Annotated in this window: 16 protein-coding genes and 1 tRNA gene; 4 read left to right on the forward strand and 13 right to left on the reverse strand. The window is 67.0% G+C overall.

Translation table 11 applies throughout. The annotated features are described in order from the left end of the window. Positions 1-32: 32 nt before the first annotated feature. From AB431_RS22240 to fadD1, 5 genes are all read right to left on the reverse strand, one after another. The gene (locus AB431_RS22240) at positions 33-686 is read right to left on the reverse strand and encodes an L-threonylcarbamoyladenylate synthase (protein ID WP_047331761.1); all 654 of its coding nucleotides are present in this window, start codon (positions 684-686) and stop codon (positions 33-35) included. After that, positions 683-1,621, reverse strand: a complete 939-nt coding sequence (gene prmC / locus AB431_RS22245; protein WP_047331762.1) for a peptide chain release factor N(5)-glutamine methyltransferase — start codon at positions 1,619-1,621, stop codon at positions 683-685. The genes AB431_RS22240 and prmC overlap by 4 nt, the downstream gene beginning before the upstream one ends. Next, positions 1,618-2,685, reverse strand: a complete 1,068-nt coding sequence (gene prfA, locus AB431_RS22250) for a peptide chain release factor 1 (protein WP_047331763.1) — start codon at positions 2,683-2,685, stop codon at positions 1,618-1,620. The genes prmC and prfA overlap by 4 nt, the downstream gene beginning before the upstream one ends. A gap of 88 nt (positions 2,686-2,773) precedes the next feature. Then, the gene (gene rpmE, locus AB431_RS22255) at positions 2,774-3,013 is read right to left on the reverse strand and encodes a 50S ribosomal protein L31 (protein WP_047331764.1); all 240 of its coding nucleotides are present in this window, start codon (positions 3,011-3,013) and stop codon (positions 2,774-2,776) included. Between the two features lie 144 nt (positions 3,014-3,157). Then, entirely contained in the window at positions 3,158-4,732 is a 1,575-nt protein-coding gene (gene fadD1 / locus AB431_RS22260; protein WP_047331765.1) for a fatty-acid--CoA ligase FadD1, read from the reverse strand. Positions 4,733-4,906: 174 nt separating this feature from the next. On the opposite strand from fadD1, the gene AB431_RS22265 reads away from it, so the two are divergent. Together AB431_RS22265 and AB431_RS31295 are read left to right on the forward strand one after the other, a co-directional pair. Beyond that, complete coding sequence (locus AB431_RS22265) at positions 4,907-5,533, forward strand: TetR/AcrR family transcriptional regulator (protein ID WP_047331766.1); 627 nt, start codon at positions 4,907-4,909, stop codon at positions 5,531-5,533. An 84-nt stretch (positions 5,534-5,617) separates the two neighbouring features. After that, complete coding sequence (locus AB431_RS31295; protein WP_047331767.1) at positions 5,618-6,421, forward strand: RsiV family protein; 804 nt, start codon at positions 5,618-5,620, stop codon at positions 6,419-6,421. Between the two features lie 16 nt (positions 6,422-6,437). On the opposite strand, the gene rho is transcribed toward AB431_RS31295, so the two are convergent. The 6 genes from rho to argS all read right to left on the reverse strand — a co-directional run bounded on the left by rho (position 6,438) and on the right by argS (position 15,047). Further along, positions 6,438-8,345 carry a transcription termination factor Rho gene (gene rho, locus AB431_RS22275; protein WP_047331768.1) on the reverse strand — a complete coding sequence of 636 codons (1,908 nt, stop codon included), beginning with the start codon at positions 8,343-8,345 and terminating at the stop codon, positions 6,438-6,440. Positions 8,346-8,628: 283 nt separating this feature from the next. Then, complete coding sequence (gene thrB, locus AB431_RS22280) at positions 8,629-9,573, reverse strand: homoserine kinase (protein ID WP_047331769.1); 945 nt, start codon at positions 9,571-9,573, stop codon at positions 8,629-8,631. Between the two features lie 13 nt (positions 9,574-9,586). Then, positions 9,587-10,672 (reverse strand): threonine synthase, encoded by a 1,086-nt coding sequence (gene thrC / locus AB431_RS22285; protein WP_047331770.1) that lies wholly within the window; start codon positions 10,670-10,672, stop codon positions 9,587-9,589. Continuing rightward, complete coding sequence (locus tag AB431_RS22290; protein ID WP_047331771.1) at positions 10,669-11,973, reverse strand: homoserine dehydrogenase; 1,305 nt, start codon at positions 11,971-11,973, stop codon at positions 10,669-10,671. The genes thrC and AB431_RS22290 overlap by 4 nt, the downstream gene beginning before the upstream one ends. Before the next feature lie 6 nt (positions 11,974-11,979). Further along, complete coding sequence (gene lysA, locus AB431_RS22295; RefSeq protein WP_235435956.1) at positions 11,980-13,359, reverse strand: diaminopimelate decarboxylase; 1,380 nt, start codon at positions 13,357-13,359, stop codon at positions 11,980-11,982. A gap of 35 nt (positions 13,360-13,394) precedes the next feature. Then, entirely contained in the window at positions 13,395-15,047 is a 1,653-nt protein-coding gene (gene argS / locus AB431_RS22300; protein ID WP_047331773.1) for an arginine--tRNA ligase, read from the reverse strand. A gap of 277 nt (positions 15,048-15,324) precedes the next feature. Between argS and AB431_RS22305 the strand changes: the two genes are divergently transcribed. Beyond that, positions 15,325-15,397 (forward strand) — tRNA-Arg (locus tag AB431_RS22305). 286 nt (positions 15,398-15,683) lie between these two features. Here AB431_RS22305 and AB431_RS31625 read toward each other — a convergent pair. Both AB431_RS31625 and AB431_RS31630 read right to left on the reverse strand, forming a co-directional pair. Further along, the gene (locus AB431_RS31625; protein WP_144418339.1) at positions 15,684-16,490 is read right to left on the reverse strand and encodes a hypothetical protein; all 807 of its coding nucleotides are present in this window, start codon (positions 16,488-16,490) and stop codon (positions 15,684-15,686) included. 158 nt (positions 16,491-16,648) lie between these two features. Beyond that, entirely contained in the window at positions 16,649-17,011 is a 363-nt protein-coding gene (locus tag AB431_RS31630) for a hypothetical protein (RefSeq protein WP_144418340.1), read from the reverse strand. A gap of 765 nt (positions 17,012-17,776) precedes the next feature. Here AB431_RS31630 and AB431_RS22315 point away from each other — a divergent pair. Continuing rightward, positions 17,777-18,850, forward strand: coding sequence for a hypothetical protein (locus AB431_RS22315; RefSeq protein WP_047331775.1), 1,074 nt, complete (start codon positions 17,777-17,779; stop codon positions 18,848-18,850). Positions 18,851-19,079: the final 229 nt, after the last annotated feature.

The raw sequence follows: 19,079 nt of genomic DNA on the forward strand, positions 1-19,079 counted from the left end.
GCAAAAACCGTACTGCACCGATCTGTGGCGGCTCAGGCGGTCAGCGACGCGACGTCGGTGCCGAGCACCTCGGCGATGGCCGCGGCGCTGATCGGCCCCTCCCGCAACAGTCGCGGTGTGGATCCGGTGAGGTCGACGATCGTCGAGGCGGCCTGCTCCTGCGACGGCCCGGCGTCGAGGTAAACCTGCACCAGATCGCCGAGTTGGCGCTGCGCTTCCTCGGAGGTGGTGGCCGGGGGTCGTCCGGACAGGTTCGCGCTGGAGACCGCCATCGGCCCCGTCTCACGCAGCAGTTCGATTGCCACCGGATGCAGCGGCATCCGCAGCATGACGGTGCCGCGCGCGTCGCCGAGGTCCCATTGCAGCGAGGGTGCTTGCTGCACAACCAGGCTCAGCGCGCCCGGCCAGAACGCGCGGATCAGTTCGCGGGCGCTGTGCGGCACCGAGTACACCAGTCCCTCGATGGTGTGCCAGGAGCCGACCAACACTCCGACCGGCATGTCGCGGCCGCGGCCCTTCGCGGCCAGCAGCGCCGCGACGGCGCCGCTGTCGAAGGCGTCGGCCCCGATGCCGTAGACGGTGTCGGTGGGCATCACGACCAGCCGGCTGCTCTTAACCGCGGCGGCGGCCGCGGCGATCGCCTCGGCACGCTGATTGGGGTCGGCGCAGTCGAACACCTGGGTCACGCTGGCTCCTTCGTGTTGGGTCGGTCCCGGCTTCCCCTGGCCTCCGCCGGCGCGGGCGCGCCACCTCCGGCCAGCCTCGCCGAACCTCCCGTCGCGTTGGACGTCCTGCACGCCGTCACGAACCGAGGCCGGCCCGCCAGATCGCGACGAGGGGTGATATCGGTGAAAAAGTCTGTGGCGCCGATGATTTCGACGGTCTCCTGCGACGTGGTGTCGTCATGCTCGACGGCGAACAGGCCGCCCGGCTTGAGCCAGCCGCCGGCGAGCCGCGCGATCGGCGCGATCACGGCCATGCCGTCGTCGCCCGCGAACAGGGCGTGCGCCGGGTCATGGTCGGCCACTTCGGGTTCCAGCTCTGCCCCGAGGGGAATGTACGGCGGGTTGGACACCACGAGGTCGACGCTACCGGTCAGGTCTGGGAGTAGCCCGGCAACAGTCACGTCGGCCGCTATGAGTTCGATTCCGGTCGATTCGGCGTTGCGCCGCGCGTACTCCAGTGCGGCCGGGTCGTCGTCAACGGCGATCACTCGCGCCTGCGGCCGCGCGGTGGCCAGCGCAATCGCCAGCGCACCCGACCCGGTGCACAGGTCGACGATCACCGGATGTTCGGGCAACCGTTGCGCCAGCGCCCATTCCAGCAGCGCCTCGGTCTCCGGGCGCGGAATGAACACCCCGGGCCCAACTTGCAGATCCAGTGGACCGAACGCCGCCGAGCCGGTCAGGTGCTGCAGTGGAATGCGGCTGCGGCGCGCGTCGATCAGCTCGTCGAAGCGGCGGAAGAATTCGGCGTCGGGCTCGTCGATCGTGCGCAGCCGGCCACGGTCGGCGCCGGCCAGATGGGCGGCCAGCAGTTCGGCGTCGATGCGCGCGGAGTCGATCCCGGCCTCGGCAAGGGCAGCGGTGGCCACATCGATGGCCTGCCGCAGTCGGCTCATGCCTGCTGCAGCCGGGATTGCTTGTCGGCCTCGGCCAGGGCGTCCAACAGCGGGTCGAGGTCGCCGTCGAGCACCTGGTCGAGGTTGTGCGCCTTGAAGTTGATCCGGTGATCGGCGATGCGGTTCTCGGGAAAGTTGTAGGTGCGAATGCGCTCGCTGCGGTCGACAGTGCGGATCTGGCTGGCCCGGTCGGCTGAAGCGTCGGCCTGCGCCTGCTCCTCGGCCAGAGCCTGCAGCCGCGCGGCCAGCACCACCATCGCGCGGGCCTTGTTCTGCAGCTGGGACCGCTCGTTTTGGCAGGTGACCACGATGCCGGTGGGCAGGTGGGTGATGCGCACGGCCGAGTCGGTGGTGTTGACGCCCTGACCGCCCTTGCCGGAGCTTCGGTAGACGTCGATCCGCAAGTCGTTCTCGTCGATCTGGACTGCTTCGACATCTTCGGGCTCGGGATAGACCAGAACGCCGGCGGCGGAGGTGTGCACCCGGCCCTGCGACTCCGTGACCGGTACCCGCTGCACCCGGTGCACGCCGCCCTCGAACTTCATCCGCGACCACACGCCGTCGGCGGAGTCGCCCTTGCTGCGGATGGACAGCGTCGCATCCTTGTAGCCGCCCAGATCGGACCAGGTCTCGTCGAGCATGGTGACGGTCCAGCCGTGGCGCTCGGCGTACCGGATGTACATCCGGGCCAGGTCCGCGGCGAACAACGCCGACTCTTCGCCGCCCTCACCGGATTTCACCTCGAGCACGATGTCGTCGGCATCGTGCGGGTCGCGCGGCGACATCAGATCGGTCAGGTGCGCGTCGAGTTCGGCGACCCTGGCCTCCAGCTCGGGAACCTCGGCCGCGAAGGACGCGTCTTCGGCGGCCAGCTCACGGGCAGCGTCGAGATCGCCGCGGGCGGCTTCCAGCCTGCGGTAGGTGGTGACGATCGGCGCCAGTTGCGCGAACCGGCGCCCCACCCGCCGGGCATTGGCCGCATCGGCGTGCAGTGCCGGGTCAGACATCTGACGTTCGAGGTCAGCGTGCTCGGTCAGCACGGCCTCGACTGTCGCGTGGGTCATGCTTACCTCCTACCTCGTGTCCTATGCCCGAACGCAAACCGACGCCCGGCCTGCGCACATGGCGGCAGAGCGGGCGTCGGTAAAACAGCTACTTGTCGGCAGCCTCGGCGGTATCGGCAGCCTTGCGCTTTCCGTAGCGCTTCTCGAAGCGGGCCACGCGGCCGCCGCTGTCGAGGATCTTCTGCTTGCCGGTGTAGAACGGGTGGCACTGCGAGCACACCTCGACCGTGATGTGGCCGCCGTCTTTGGTGCTGCGAGTGGTGAACGAGTTGCCGCAACCGCAGACCACGGTGGTCTCGTTGTAGGCGGGATGAATCCCAGTTTTCATGGTGTCCTCTGCATTCGATGGTCGCCGGGTCGCCCGATTTTTACCTGGCAATTCGAGCGTGAACCGGTACCTGAGGTGGTCGACGGTCCAGTATGCCAGGTGGACCATCACCTGCCCAAACGCGCGATCGCCCTGGCCTATTCCTCAGGCGATTTCGTAGCTGCGGCCCCGCGCCGCCCGCGTCCAGATGACACCCTTCTGCGGCTTCGTCCCCTGCGTGACCAGGTCGCGCTTGAGCACCTTGTTGGTCGCGGTGGCCGGCAGTTCGTCGGCGATCCAGACGTACCGGGGCCACGACTTGGGCGACAGGTCGGACTGCTGGGCCAGGAAGTCCTCGAGCTCGCCGGGGGTGAGTTCAGCGTCGTCGGCCAGCACGATCGCCGCCATCACCTGGTCCCCCACATGCTCGTCGGGCACCGGGTACACCGCCACCTGGCTGACCTGCGGCAGTCGCAGGATGATCCGCTCGATGGGTGCGGCGGCCATGTTCTCGCCGTCGACACGCATCCAGTCCGCGGTCCGGCCGGCCAGGTAGATCCAGCCGTCGGCGTCGCGATAACCGAGGTCACCGGACCAGTACATGCCGTGCCGCAGGCGGTCGTCGGTGGCGGTGCCGTCGTTGTAGTAGCCGCCGAACATGCCGCCGCCGGTGGTATTGACGATCTCCCCGACCGCCTCGTCCGGGTTGGCCAGCGCACCGGTCTCGTCGAACACCGCCGTCGCACATTCCTGCCGGGTCTCCGGGTCGTAGATCGCCACCCCGGGATACCCGCGCCCGACCGAGCCGCGCGGGCAGCCCTCCTCGCGAGTGATGATGACCGCACCCTCGGTGGAGCCGAAGCCGTCCCACACCGTGCAGCCGAATCGGCGGCCGAACTCGGCGATGTCGCGGTCGGTGGCCTCGTTGCCGAATGCGACCCGCAGCGGATTGTCGTGGTCGTCGTGCCGCTCGGGCGTCGCGAGCACGTAGGCGAGCGGCTTGCCGACGTAGTTCATGTAGGTGGCGCCGTAGCGGCGCAGGTCGTCGAGCAGGCCGGACGCCGAGAACGTCGCGGGCGCCATGGCCGCGCCGGCGTTCAGCGCCACCGCCCACCCCGCCATCAGGGCGTTGGAGTGGAACAGCGGCATCGACAGGTAGCAGACGTCGTCGGCGGTGAGCTCGAACCGGTCGACGAGTGCGACGCCGGCGAACGGCACCATCATGTGGGCGACCTGGACGGCCTTGGGTTCGCCGCTGGTGCCCGAGGTGAAGATCAGCATGAACGTGTCGGTGGCGGTGACCTCGCGGTGCGGCGTCAGCTCGCCGGCTTGCGCCAGCAGCGCCGACCACTCGCCGGAGTCGACGTCGAGCACCCGTACCCCGGGTAGCTCCAGGCCCTCGAGCAGCGCGAGATGCGCCGAGTCGGTGAGCAGAATCTGACAGTCCGCCTTGACGATGTCGCGGGCCAGCGCCGCGCCGCGGCGGGTGTTGTTCACCCCGCACAGCACGTAGCCGCCAAGGCCCGCGGCCGCCATGGCGGTCAGCATGGCGGGGGTGTTGCCCAGCAGCGTCCCGACGTGCAGCGGCCGGTCCGGGTCGGCGAGGGTGATCAGCGCGGACGCCTGGCGGGCCGCCTCGTCGAGATGTTCGCGCCAGGTCCACACCCGCTCGCCGAACTTCACCGCCGGGGTGGTTTCGTCGAGACGCTCGCGAAGCAGCTGCTGGACGGTCTCGGCCACGGATCTCCCCTCTTCGGTCATATCCCGCTTTCCACGGTGCCTTACGTCACAATAGAAGCGCAGGGTAAACAGAATGACAAATCTGTCTACCGGAGTACGGGACGACCGCCGAGTCCCGGTTTGGAAGGATGGCGGTATCGGGACTGTCGGGTCGAGACGAGGAGGATCACCGAGGTGGCTACCAGCGCCGACGCCGACAGCAGGCATGCAGCGAAGTCCGTCCAGGAGCGACTGGTCGATGCCGCCGAATCATGCTTGCGCGCCAAGGGCATCCGAGCGACCACGGTCTCTGAGGTAGCCGAGGCCGCGGGGGTGTCCCGCGGCTGGCTGTATCGGCACTATCCCGACAAAGCGTCGCTGCTGGGGGCTGCGATCGTCCGGCTGAACGATGCGTTCTGGGCCGAGTCGCATCAGGTGCTCGACGGGATCGAGGCGTTCGAGGAACAGCTGGCCGTCGGTGTTCGGCTGGGCCGCAGCGCCTACGACTCCCCCGGCGCACTGGTGATGCAGCTGCGGCGCGATGAGCCTGAGGAGTTCGCCGCCTGCGCCGGTGCCGGCGTGCAGGGCCTGGTGCCTGATCTCGGCCGGTTCTGGCAACCGTATCTGGCGGCGGCGCGCGACCGCGGAGAGATCCACGCCGACACCGATCTCGACGAGGCTGCCGAGTGGGTGGCCCGGGTCCAGATCACCCTGGGCACGGTGCCCGGCGAGACGCTCGACCCCGACGACCACTCCGCGGTGCTGCGCTTCATGCAGCGCTACGTGCTGCCGGGTCTTCGCATGGCGCCCGCCGCCGAGTAACGCGCGTCAGCGAAAAGCTTTGTGCGCCAAGCGCAATCATGATCTGCGTGCCGCACCGGCCGACCGACTGACACAATGTCGCATATGAGCACACGCAGCCGCCGGGGGGCGGTCTTGGTTGCAGCTTTGGCCGTCGGGCTCACCGCGTGTGGAGGTTCGACGAGCACGTCGGCGAAAACGACGGCCACCACGGCGGCCGTCAGCTCGTCGGCATCCGCGACCGCGTCGCCGTCGACCAACGCACCTACTCGCGGGGTCGCCAACAACCAGACGTACTCGGTCACCCGGTCGACCGCCGGGGATGCCACCACCGACGGTAAAGGTCGCTGGACTCTGGTCGTCGACACCATCACCGGTGGTGATCCGCGGGTGGCCGGCGCCTTCAACAGTGCGGTCCACGCGTCGGCGGCCGGGCAGCTCGAGCCGGTCAAACGCGACGCCGATCCAGACGGCACATGGACTTTCGAGACCCAGCCGCAGATCTACTTCGGCGGTGCGTCGGTGTCGGAATTGATCAGCGGCCTCTACGTGCACACTCCGTCGGCCCACCCGAGCAGCTTCGTCAGCACGGTGGTGATCGACGCGCGGAACGCCAAGCCGATCACCCTGGGCGATCTGTTCACCGACAAGCAGGCCGGTCTGAACAAGCTCTCGGAGCAGACGAAGGCGCTACTGCCGGGAGTCACCGGAGTGGGGCCGACACCGATGCCGGACGAGCCGGGCAACGCACCGACCGAGGCGAACTTCGCCAATTGGATCCCGACCCCGGCCGGTCTGGAGATCCACTTCGCCGACTACCAGTTCTTCCATGGGACACCGACGATCACGGTGCCGTGGTCGGCGCTCGACGGTCTGCTCGCGCCCGGGATGGACGCGTTGCGGGCGTAGCCCGCGCGATTTCGGACTAGTCGAGGTCGCCGGAGCCGGCCGGGCCGCCGGGTGCGGTCTTGGACACCTGAACCAGGAACTCGTAGTTGTTCTTGGTCTTCCGCAGCTGGCTCATCAACAGGTCGATGGCCTGATGGGAGTCCAGCCCGGACAGCACACGGCGCAGCTTGTGCACGATCGCGAACTCGTCGGGGCTCAGCAGCAGCTCGTCCTTGCGGGTGCCCGACGGATTGACGTCGACCGCGGGGAACACCCGGCGCTCGGCGATCTTGCGGTCGAGCTTGAGCTCGGCGTTGCCGGTGCCCTTGAACTCTTCGAAGATCACGGTGTCACCGGTCGAACCGGTCTCCACCATGGCCGTCGCGATGATCGTCAGCGAGCCGCCGTGCTCGATATTGCGGGCCGCGCCCAGGAACCGCTTGGGCGGATACAGCGCGGTCGAGTCCACACCACCGGACAGGATGCGCCCGGACGCCGGCGAGGCGTTGTTGTAGGCGCGACCCAGGCGGGTGATCGAGTCGAGCAGCACCACGACGTCCTTGCCCTGCTCGACCAGGCGCTTGGCCCGCTCGATGGCCAGCTCGGCGGCCTGGGTGTGGTCTGACGGCGGGCGGTCGAAGGTGGAGGCGATGACCTCACCCTTGACCGAGCGCTGCATGTCGGTGACCTCTTCAGGACGCTCGTCGACCAGGACCACCATCAGATGGCACTCCGGGTTGTTGCGGGTGATCGCGTTGGCGATGTCCTGCATGATCGTGGTCTTACCGGCCTTGGGCGGCGACACGATCAGGGCGCGCTGGCCCTTGCCGATCGGCATGATCAGATCGATCACGCGGGTCGTCAGCCGGTCGGAAGTGGTCTCCAGACGCAGCCGCTGATTCGGGTACAGCGGGGTCATCTTGGTGAAGTCGGGGCGGTTCTTGGCCGCCTCGACCGGGCCGCCGTTGACGCTGTCGAGGCGGACCAGCGGGTTGAACTTCTGGCGCTGGTTGCTCTGCTCGCCGTCCTTGGGCACGCGCACGGCACCGGTGACGGCGTCGCCGCGGCGCAGGCCGTTCTTGCGGACCATGTTCATCGAGACGTAGACGTCGTTCGGCCCGGCCAGGTAGCCCGACGTGCGGACGAACGCGTAGTTGTCGAGCACGTCGAGGATGCCGGCGACCGGCTGGACGACGTCGTCCTCGCGCAGCTCGGCATCGTTGCCGCCGCCTTCGCCACCGGCGCGCTCACCACGGCGCCTGCGGTCGCGGAATCGGCGGCCGCGGCGGCCCTGGCGGCCGTCGCCGTCGTCATCGTCGTTGTCGCGGTTCTGGTTCTGATCGCGGTTCTGGTTCTGATCGCGGTTCTGGTTGTTGCCGCGGTTCTGATTCTGCTGGTTGCCCTGGTTCTGGCCGCCCTGGTCACCGGACTCGCGGTTGTCGGCCTTGTTCTCAGCCTTCTTCTCGCCCTGCTCGGGACGATTGTCCTGGGACTTCGGCTGCTCAGCGCTGTCGGAACCGGCAGCGCCGGCCTCGCGGGTGGCGGTCCGGCGCTCACGACGACGCGGCTCGCCACCACCGGTTTCGGCGGTGTCCGCGGTGTTGTCGCGGGCCTCGGCCGGCTGCTCCGCTGGCGCCTTGTCGGCGTTGTCGTCGCCGCGAGGTGCGGCATTGCCGCCGTTGCCGCCGCCGTTCTGGTGCTCCTTGATGGCGGCGATCAGATCGCTCTTGCGCATTCCGGAGGTTCCCTTGACGCCAACTCGGTTGGCCAGGGCACGAAGCTCGGGCAGGACCATCGTCGAAAGCGAGCCGGTCGGGCCACTGGGGCTGGCCTGCGAGGCGGTGTCCGGCTGAGAATCAGGCGCCGAGGGGGAATCTGCGGTCACGGCGGGCGCCTCCGTCTGCGGGGCGCGTTCTGCAGCCGTGATCAGGTCCGTATCGGTCACGGATTTCCTTTCTTCCCTCGCCGTCTTCGTGGGGGCGAGGGGTTCTGGCATTCAGCCGATTCGCTGAATGCGAAGTCTCACCATCGTCTGTGTGTCAAACGGTGATCGCCGGGATTCGCGGCTACATGGCGAACCGTCGTCAGTCCACGAGTTGAACACGAGAGAAATTGGTGGTCGTCCTAGTGTCGGCGCAGGAACAGTCGCTGCGATTGCCGGGACGGGACCGAGGATATCCCCCTTGACGGCCGGAAAGCAAGAAACCACCCACCGGCGTGTGCGCAACTCAGGGTCTGACCGCGACTCCTGAGCTCCAGCGAACTGCTTCGCCGACGCCCATCTCGCTGACGGTGAACCCCTTCGCGGTGCCGAACTCGACGGCCTCGGCCGGCAGTTCTGCGCTGGTCGTGAGGGCCAGAACGGCCGGACCAGCGCCGGAAAGCACCGCTGGCACTCCACAACGCCGCAACACCTGGATGTATTCCGCCGAAGCGGGCATGGCCGGACCCCGTTGCGGCTGATGCAGGACGTCCTCGGTCGCCACCATCAGCAAGTCCGGGCGCTCGGTGAGCGCAACCACCAGCAACGCCGCGCGGCTGAGGTTGAAGCGGGCGTCGACATGGCTGACATGGTCGGGCAGCAGCACCCGGGTCTCCGCGGTCGACGACTTCACCTGCGGGATTCCCGGGAACACGTGGATATCGGGATGCAGCCGCAGGGGGGCCGCCGCATACGTCGTGGGCGTCGTGCGGGCGTCGGTCCACGACACCACTGCCCCACCCAGCACCGCGGCCGCCGCGTTGTCGGGGTGACCCTCGAATTCCGAAGACAGCTGGATCAGCTGCGCGTCGGTCAGCGGTTCCAAATCCGCTTGTGTCAGAAGGCCATTCGCGGCTGCCAGGCCTCCGACGACGGCCGCGGCCGACGACCCGAGCCCGCGCGAGTGCGGGATGGCGTTGCGGCACCGCACGACGAGTCCGGGGGCGCCGGCGCCGCCGGCCGCCAATCCCCGGTGCAGCGCCCGAACCACCAGATGCTCTGCGGTCTGCGGCACCTGCCCGGCGCCCTCGCCGTCGACCTCGATGATCAGCCCGGCGTCGGTGGTCTCGACCGAAATCTCGTCGTAGAGGCCCAGCGCCAGGCCCAGGCTGTCGAAGCCCGGGCCGAGGTTGGCGCTGGACGCCGCAACGGTGGCGTGCGAGGTCAGGCCGGCAGGCAGAGTCAGGGTCACCGCGGTCCGTCTCTCAGACCAGGCCCAGCTCAGCGACGACAGCGCCTGGGTCGACCGGCAGCGGCTTCACCGTGGGCATGCCGCGCAGCGCGGTATCGGGGTCCTTCAGACCGTTGCCGGTCACGGTGCACACCACCGAAGAGCCGGGCTTGACCCAACCGTCTTCCACGGACTTGAGCAGGCCGGCAATGCTGGCCGCCGACGCCGGCTCGACGAAGACACCTTCCAACTGGGCGACCAGGTGATACGCGGCCAGGATCTCCTCGTCGGTGGCAGCCAGGAACCGGCCGCCGGACTCCTGCTGCGCCGTCACGGCACCGTCCCAGGACGCCGGCGAACCGATGCGGATCGCGGTGGCGATGGTTTCCGGATTGCTGACCGGCTGACCCGTTACCAGCGGCGCCGCGCCTGCGGCCTGCGTGCCCAGCATGCGGGGCAGCCGCTCGGACAGCCCGTCGCGGTGGTATTCGCGGTAGCCCTTCCAATACGCGGTGATGTTGCCGGCGTTTCCGACCGGCAGCGAGTGCACGTCAGGGGCGATGCCGAGCGCGTCGACGATCTCGAAGGCCGCGGTCTTCTGCCCCTCGATGCGCACCGGGTTCACGCTGTTGACCAGCGCGATGGTCTGGTAGTCGTTGGTGAGCTTGCGGGCCAGCTCGAGGCAGTCGTCGAAGTTGCCGTCGATCTGAATGATCTTGGCGCCGTGCATGACTGCCTGGGCCAGCTTGCCCATCGCGATCTTGCCCTGCGGGATCAGCACGGCGCAGGTGATGCCGGCCCGGGCGGCGTAGGCGGCCGCCGACGCAGAGGTGTTACCGGTCGAGGCGCACAACACGGCCTTCTGGCCGCGTGCGACGGCGTCGGTCACCGCCATCGTCATGCCGCGGTCTTTGAAGGAGCCGGTGGGGTTGAGACCCTCGACCTTCAAATGAACTGTGCAGCCGGTCTTTTCAGAGAGTCGCGGAGCGCTGATGAGCGGGGTGCCACCCTCGAGGAGGGTCACCGGGGTCCAATCCGCACCGACCGGCAGCCGATCGCGGTAGGCCTCGATCAGTCCGCGCCACGGGGTGTGTACGGGAGATGCCTTGATTGAGCTCATTCGCTGGTTCCCTCCAGACGCAGCACGCTGTTGACTTCCTGGACAGCGTCGTGATCCGCCAGTGCGGCAACAGTCTCGGACAACGCCGCGTCAGTGGCCCGGTGAGTCACCACGACGATGCGAGCACCCTCGTCGGCCATACTCTCCTGGCGCACCTCGGCGATACTGACCTCGCGCTTGGCGAATTCGGCTGCAACCGAGGACAACACACCGGGGCGGTCGGTGACGGTCATGCTGACGTAGTACCGAGTCTGGATGATGCCCATCGGCGCGATCGGCAGCTGCGCGTACTTGGATTCGCGCGGCCCGCGGCCGCCCTGCACCCGGTTGCGCGCGGCCATCACCAGATCGCCCATCACCGCCGACGCGGTCGGCGCGCCGCCGGCACCCTGGCCGTAGAACATCAACCGTCCGGCCGCCTCGGCCTCCACAACGACGGCATTGAATGCCCCGTTGACGTTGGCCAGCGGATGACTCAGCGGGACCAGCGCGGGATAGACACGAGCCGAAACCCGTTGCTGGCCATCGTCTCCCGTGACACGTTCACAGATCGACAGCAGCTTGATGGTGCACCCGAGCGCCTTGGCCGATTCGAAGTCCTCCGGGGTGATCTTGGTGATGCCCTCGCGATAGACATCGTCGGCGGTGACCCGGGTATGGAACGCGATCGAGGCCAGGATCGCGGCCTTGGCCGCAGCGTCATAACCCTCGACGTCGGCGGTCGGGTCGGCCTCGGCGTATCCCAGCGCGCTCGCGTCGGCCAGCGCGGAGTCGTAATCGGCCCCGGTGGAGGCCATTTCGGACAAGATGTAATTGGTGGTGCCGTTGACGATGCCCGCCACCCGAAGCACGGTGTCGCCGGCCAGCGACTGGGTGAGCGGCCGGATCACCGGGATCGCACCGGCGACGGCGGCTTCGAAATACAGGTCCACGTGGGCCCGTTCGGCCGCCTGGGCCAACTCGCCGGTGGATTGGGCCAGCAGCGCCTTGTTGGCGGTCACCACCGACTTGCCGCCCTCGAGCGCGGTCAGGATGGCCTTGCGGGCCGGTTCGACAGGACCCATCACCTCGACGACGATGTCGACGTCCTCGCGGGAGACCAGCTCCTCGACATTGTCGGTGAGCAGCTCCACCGGCAGACCGCGGTTTCCGGCGACCCGGCGGACCGCCACGCCGCGCAGCTCGAGCGGAGCACCGATGCGCGCCGCCAGATCCGGCGCGCTCTCCTCGATGATCCGGGCAACCTCACTGCCGACATTTCCCAGGCCCAATACCGCTACGCCTATTGCTTTTTCCGTCATTGGTTCCTACCTCACTTCCAAACTCAGCAGATCGTCGACGGTCTCCCGGCGCAGGATCAGGCGAGCCCGCCCGTCGCGCACGGCCACCACCGCGGGGCGGCCGATCAGGTTGTATCGACTGGACATCGAATAGCAGTAGGCGCCGGTGGCGGCCACCGCCAACAGATCGCCGGGTGTCACGTCTTGTGGCAGCCACGCATCGCGGACGATGATGTCGCCACTCTCGCAATGCTTTCCAACAATCCGGGCCAGAGTCGGCGCTGCGTCGGTGACCCGCGAGACAAGCCGGACGTCGTACTCGGCGCCGTAGAGCGCCGGGCGGATGTTGTCGCTCATTCCGCCGTCGACGCTGACGTAGCGGCGCGAGGTACCGGAGCCGATTGCGACGTCTTTGACCGTGCCGACCTCGTAGAGCGTCACGGTGCCCGGCCCGGCGATCGCCCGTCCGGGCTCGACAACCAGGCGGGGCGCGGGCAGGCCGACGGCCGCCGACTCGCTGCGCACGATCGCTTCGAGCTTGCCGGCCAAGTCGGCGATCGGGGGCGGATCGTCTTGGGACAGATAGGAAATGCCGAGCCCACCGCCGAGGTCGACGATCGACATCTGCGCCGTCTTGTCCACCCCGAACTCGGCGACCACGTCGCGTAGCAGTCCGATGACCCGGTGGGCGGCCAGCTCGAAGCCCGCCACGTCGAAGATCTGCGAGCCGATGTGGCTGTGCAGGCCGACCAGACGCAGGTGATCGGTGGCGAACACCCGCCGCACGGCGTCCATGGCAGCACCGCTGGCCAGCGACAATCCGAACTTCTGGTCCTCGTGGGCGGTCGCGATGAACTCGTGGGTGTGCGCCTCGACACCGACGGTGACCCGAAGCAAGACGTCCTGCACCACACCGGCATCGCCGGCGATGGTGTCGAGTCGCTCGATCTCGGTCATCGAGTCCAGCACGATGTGGCCGACGCCCGCCTTGACCGCAGTCGTGAGCTCGTCGACGGATTTGTTGTTGCCGTGCAATGCGATTCGCTCGGCCGGGAACTTTGCATGCAGGGCGACGGCGAGCTCGCCACCGCTGGCGACATCCAGCGAGAGGCCTTCCTGGTCGACCCAGCGGGCAATCTCGGTGCACAGAAACGCTTTACTCGCGTAGTGCACGTTGTGGCCGCCGCCGAACGCCGCGGCGATCTCACGGCATCGCCCGCGGAAGTCGTCTTCATCGATCACGAACAGCGGCGTGCCATACTCGGCGGCCAGCCCGGTCACCGTCACACCGGCGATCGACACCTCGCCGCTCTCTTGACGAATGAGGTTGCGCGGCCACACATTCGGCGCTAGCGACAATACGTCAGCGGCGGTCTGCGGTTGCTGGGGCGCGCCGCCGTGATGGATCTCGTCGGCATGGCGCGGCCCCGCGGGGTGAACGTTCACATCCGCTCCGGTGCCGAGACGCCGAGGATGTTCAGACCGTTGGCGATCACCTGGCGGGTGGCCGCACACAAGGCCAGCCGCGCACGATGCAGATCGCCGGGCTCTTCATCGCCCATGGGCAGCACCCGGCACGAGTCGTAGAACCGGTGGTAGTCGCCGGCCAGGTCTTCGAGGTAGCGGCACACCCGGTGCGGTTCGCGCAGCGAGGCACCAGCCTTGAGCACCCGGGTGAACTCACCGAGGTTGCGGATCAGCGCGCCCTCTTTGTCATGGGTGAGCAGTTCCAGGTGGGCGGTGTCGGGAGTCAGGCCCAGATCGGCGGCGTTACGGGCCAGCGCCGAGAGCCGCGCATGCGCGTATTGAACGTAGTAGACCGGGTTTTCGTTGGACGCCGACGACCAGAGTGCAAGGTCGATGTCGATCGGGGTGTCCACCGACGAGCGGGTCAGCGAGTAGCGGGCGGCGTCCACGCCGATGGCATCGACCAGATCGTCGAGGGTGATGACGGTCCCGGCCCGCTTGCTCATCCGGACCGGTTGGCCGTCGCGTACGAGGTTGACCATCTGGCCGATCAGGACCTCAACGGTGTCCGGGTCGTCGCCGAGTGCGGCCGCGGCGGCCTTGAGCCGTGCGATGTAACCGTGGTGGTCGGCGCCGAGCATGTAGATGCACAAGTCGAATCCGCGCTGGCGCTTGTCCAGATAGTAGGCCAGGTCGCCGGCGATGTATGCGGGCTGGCCGTCACTCTTGATCACTACCCGGTCTTTGTCGTCGCCGAATTCCGTTGTGCGCAACCAGGTTGCGCCATCTTTCTCGTAGATGTTGCCGGTCTGGCGCAGCTTGGCGATCGCCTCGTCGACGCGCCCGCTGGTGTGCATCGAGTCTTCGTGGGTGTAGACGTCGAAGTCGGTGCCGAACTCGTGCAGTGACTCCTTGATGTGGTCGAACATCAGGTCCACACCGATCGAGCGGAAGGTCTCCTTCTGCTCGTCGCCGATCTGGCTCAACGCATCGGGCACCTTGGCCAGCACCTGGTCGGCGATGTCCTTGATGTAGTCGCCGGCGTACCCGTCCTCCGGCGCGGGCTCGCCCTTCGCCGCGGCGATCAGGGAGTTGGTGAACCGGTCGATCTGGGCGCCGTGGTCGTTGAAGTAGTACTCCCGGGTGACCGCCGCGCCCTGAGTGCTCAACAACCGGCCCAAGGCGTCACCGACTGCGGCCCAGCGGGTGCCGCCGATGTGGATGGGGCCGGTCGGATTGGCCGAGACGAACTCGAGGTTGATGGTGGTGCCGTCGAGCTCGGTGGAGTTGCCGTAGCCGGCGCCCGCCTCGAGGACGTTGGTGACGATGACACCCTGTGCGGAAGCCTCGATGCGGAGGTTCACGAAGCCGGGGCCGGCGACCTCGGCGGCGGAGATGCCGTCGGCGTCGGCGAGCGCGGCGGCCAGCCAGCCGGCCAGCTCGCGGGGGTTGGCGCCGACCTTCTTGCCCAGCTGTAGCGCCAGGTTCGTCGCGTAGTCGCCGTGCTCGGGATTGCGCGGACGCTCGACAGTCACCGTCGCGGGCAGGGCGGCGGGATCCAGGTCATGCTCGGCGAGCACCGCGGCGGCGGTGGTCCTGAGCAGCTCGGCGAGGTCGGCGGGTGTCACGAGGGTCCATCCTATGGTCTGACGTGGTCAGCGCCCGAATCCATATCGCGGGCCCCGGCGGGCGGGAGCGAAGCGACCCGGGGATCGAATCCGGCGGGCGGGAGCGAAGCGACCTGGGGATCGAATCCGGCGGGCGGGAGCGAAGCGACCCGGGGATCGAATCCGGCGGGCGGGAGCGAAGCGACCCGGGGATCGAATCCGGCGGGCTTGGCGGTGGCGCAGAGCAGTCACCTCGATGGGTTAGGCTGTCTGAGCCCATTGGCGCAGCTGTGCGTGCGCCCCCGTAGCTCAGGGGATAGAGCGTCTGCCTCCGGAGCAGAAGGCCGCAGGTTCGAATCCTGCCGGGGGCACTCAATCTAAATGGCGAATCGATTCGCTGAGCGGGAGTACCGGCGTCACTGCGATGGGTCCGCCACAGGAGTGTCGGGATGAAGGGCAAATAACCGGATCGCACTTCACGATCCCAACCTCGAGTCGCCTCTGACGTCCGATGATCCGGCCGGTGCGAACTGTGAACCGGTGGGGTCGGAGCTATGGCCACGTCACCTTAATTTGACGCATACGTCAGCTAACGAATCGCCAGATATATCCATAAGAAGACTGTCAGATGCCTGCACTTGTCCGGTACGGTCCAAATCAGCAAAGACACGTTCGAGTGACGGGATTTCGGTGGGTCGGGTTCGGGGAAAACGTAACGCGGCGCTCGGCGCGTTGGTCTCCAGCGCGCTTGCCGCAGGAGCATTCACCGCCGCCCCATCGGCCAACGCGTCGTGCTTTTCCGCGTTCGGCTTGAGCAACGGCAACGGGTGCACAAGCAACCTGACCACCCTGGCCATCGCGATCGGGCCCGGCGCTACCGCAAACGCTGGCAATGCCCTGTTCGGCGGCGCCATCGCGATCGGCGCCGGCGCGAGCGCCGTGACCAACCTCGCCGCGTTCACCTTCGGCGGGGCGTTCGGTGACGGCGCCACGGCGGCAACACTGTCGTCCCTTTTTGGGTTGAACCTGCAGTTTGGGCCAGGCACCGCGTCGACGCTGGGAGGAATTCTCAATTTCGTCCTCGGCGCCTCGCAGACAGGAACCTCGACTGGCGCGATGGGCCTCGGCAATATCGCAATACAGCTTGGACCTGGCACCACGTCCGCACTCGGTGGCTTCAACATCGCGATCGGTCTGCCCGGCGGCAGCGGTGCTCAGTCGACCGGCGCTTCGGGCCTGGGCAATCTGGCCCTGCAAATCGGGCCGGGAAGCACGACGACTATCGGCGGTCTCAACATCGCCATCAGCATCGCGCCCAACAACGGCGGACAACAAACCACCCTGGCGGGCATCATCGGCAGTGTCGCCCTGAACTTCTTCGGCGGCGCCGGTTCCACGGTGGTGCAGAGTTATTTCAGTTCGGCTCTCAACCTCTTCGGCGCGAACAACAACATTTTGGTTCACGGCCTGCTGAGCCTAGGAGCCAACTTCTTTGGCACCGGCAATACCATCAGTCTGACCGGCAACCCCTTGGCTCCGTTGAGCATGGTGGTCAACTCGTTCGGCATCGACAACGTCTTGACAGCCCTCAACGGACCCTTCTCGTTTGTGACATCGTTAAATCAGCAAGCCGCAACGCTTTTCCTCAATGGGCCGGGCATCAACTTCAACAACTTCCACCTGCCGGAGTTCTCTCTACCGGTGTTCTCCCTGCCGCAGTTCCAATTGCCGGAGTTCTCCCTGCCGACGTTCTCCCCGCCCACGTTCCAACTGCCGGGGGCCGGCGCCGGCAGCGCTCCGTCCGGAGGTGGAGGCTCGACCAGTGGGACTGGCGGATCCGCTGCCGGAGTCGGCGGCAGCGGACGGCACTCGGCTTCCCTGCACCGGACGACCGCCGCCGCAACAGTGCCCACTGCGGCCACAACCACCGCGGTCGACGACAACGGCGCGACGACGCAAACCAGCGATACAGACACCGCGACCACCGAGCCTGACCGTCCCGGTAACCATGCCGCCGCAGCCGGAGGCGGGCGTCACCGCGCCAGCGACACGACCGTTGTGAGCAGCGACGCCGGCACGACATCATCGACCGCGTCGGGTGGGCGCCATCGGAAACCAGAAGCATCCAGCGACTCCAGCAACAGCACGAAATCCAGTTCGAACGCGAATGACTCCCACGGCTCCGGCGGGAAACATCGGAAGCCGTAGCGCTTCGCTGTTGCGAGCTTTGGAACTGCTCGTGCGCGGGTCGTAGGACCGGTCCGGAGCGCAATTGTTTTATTGGCCAGCGCGGCTCATGCGCCCAAGTCATTCGAGCCCTGCGGCAAACCGCGACATCCGCTAGCCCCACATAGTTAAGAACGGCAAATACTTGTCTCGGAACGCAATACGTTGCCAGGCGGCCATCAAAGAAGAAGGCGGCGCACTCGGACCGGCGCCAACGCATGGCCTGATCGACGCCACTCCTAGCGCCACAGCGGTGAACATCGCTTTCCGCGCCCACCGCGCTAAACCCTTAACGAACAGCACAAACAGGCGCTCCAGAGGATGGTTTGGCGGCAATGATCCAGAGCCTCGCCCCCCTACCGCATCCCTGGTCCGCACGCGTTCTACATCCACTCCGTGGAATGGGTGGGTGAGTATCCGCGAGAAAAGCTGTAAGCTCCGAACTCGTCGAGTATGTTCTCAACCAGCAAAGATTCCTCAACTTACAGGGCTAGCCGATGACTCGAGTTCGCACTAAAGGCGGCATGCTGCTTGGCGCCTTGGTTTCCGGTGCGCTCGCCGTCAGCTCCCTCGGCGAAGCCCCGACTGCGAATGCAAACTGCTTCTCCGCCTTCGGTATCGGCAACGGCGGCGGGTGCACGAGCAACCTGACCAGTTTCGCCATCGGGATCGGCACCAACGCGACCGCGGATGCCGGTAATGGCTTCTTCAGCACCGCCATCGCGTTCGGCAACAACACCGTCTCCGCTACCACCCTCAGCTTCTTCAGCTTCGCGGTAGCCGCCGGCGACGGAGCCAGGGCATCGACACTCCCCGGACTGCTGAACATCGCGTGGCAACAGGGGGCGGGTAGTTCCGCCGCAATGGGTGCTCTCAATTTTGCGATCGGCGTGTTGATGGGCGGTGGCGGGTCGCAATCGACGGGCGTCGCCGGCGTCGGCAACATCGCCCTGCAAATCGGGCCGGGGACGATGACCAACATCGGCAGCCTCAATCTCACCGTTGCCGGTGCCTCAGGCGGGAATGGTTCCAAAAACACGACCGCGGGCGGCTTCGGCAACCTCGCGCTCAATATCGGTGATGCCGGTACGGCCTGGACTCAAGGCTTCCTGAGCTCGACTACAAATTTCCTCGGCGACAGCATCGTCAAAGCACAGGGCATCTTGACCGCTGCCGGAAATCTTCTCGGCAATGGCAATCTCGTAACGTCTGCAGGCCCCTACCCCAACACCACGTTGAGCCTCGCGTTCAACTTCTTCGGCGACGGCAACACCGTTACGGCCGGGTGGGGGCCCTTCGCAATCGCGGGTGCGATCTCACAAAACCTGAGCACCATCACGAGGTCGCTCCCGGGCATCAACATCAACGGATTGACGTCCGGCGGCGCGGCAGCCGTAGATAGCAGCAAGAAGCCCGCGGCGGCATCCGATGCGGGCGCCGTCACCACCACATCGGCCAAGGCGCGCAGCACGAATACCACCGCTTCCCGGGGCACCGGCCATAAGCGGTCGGTGACCCCCTCGGCACCCAGCGGCAGCGGCAAAAAGACGGCCGGTTCTGCACGCACCGGTAATTCCGGCAAGAAATCTTCGAACTGACGCCTGCAGTTGCCAGATTGCCGCGAAACGCCCATCTTGGCCGCTAATCGTCGGGATAGTGTCCGCAAAAATTGGGCCGTTAGTCACAAATCTAGGGCCTAGCCTGCGCTTTTAGATCGATCCCTCAGACGTAACACAGCAGATGCCAAGAATCCCGTCCATCGGCACCATTCGTTGCTAAACTTCCACACTTGTAGCAAGTGCCGATTGGGAGCAAACCATGGTGGCG

The sequence above is a fragment of the Mycobacterium sp. EPa45 genome, from assembly GCF_001021385.1.
Classification (GTDB): Bacteria; Actinomycetota; Actinomycetes; order Mycobacteriales; family Mycobacteriaceae; genus Mycobacterium.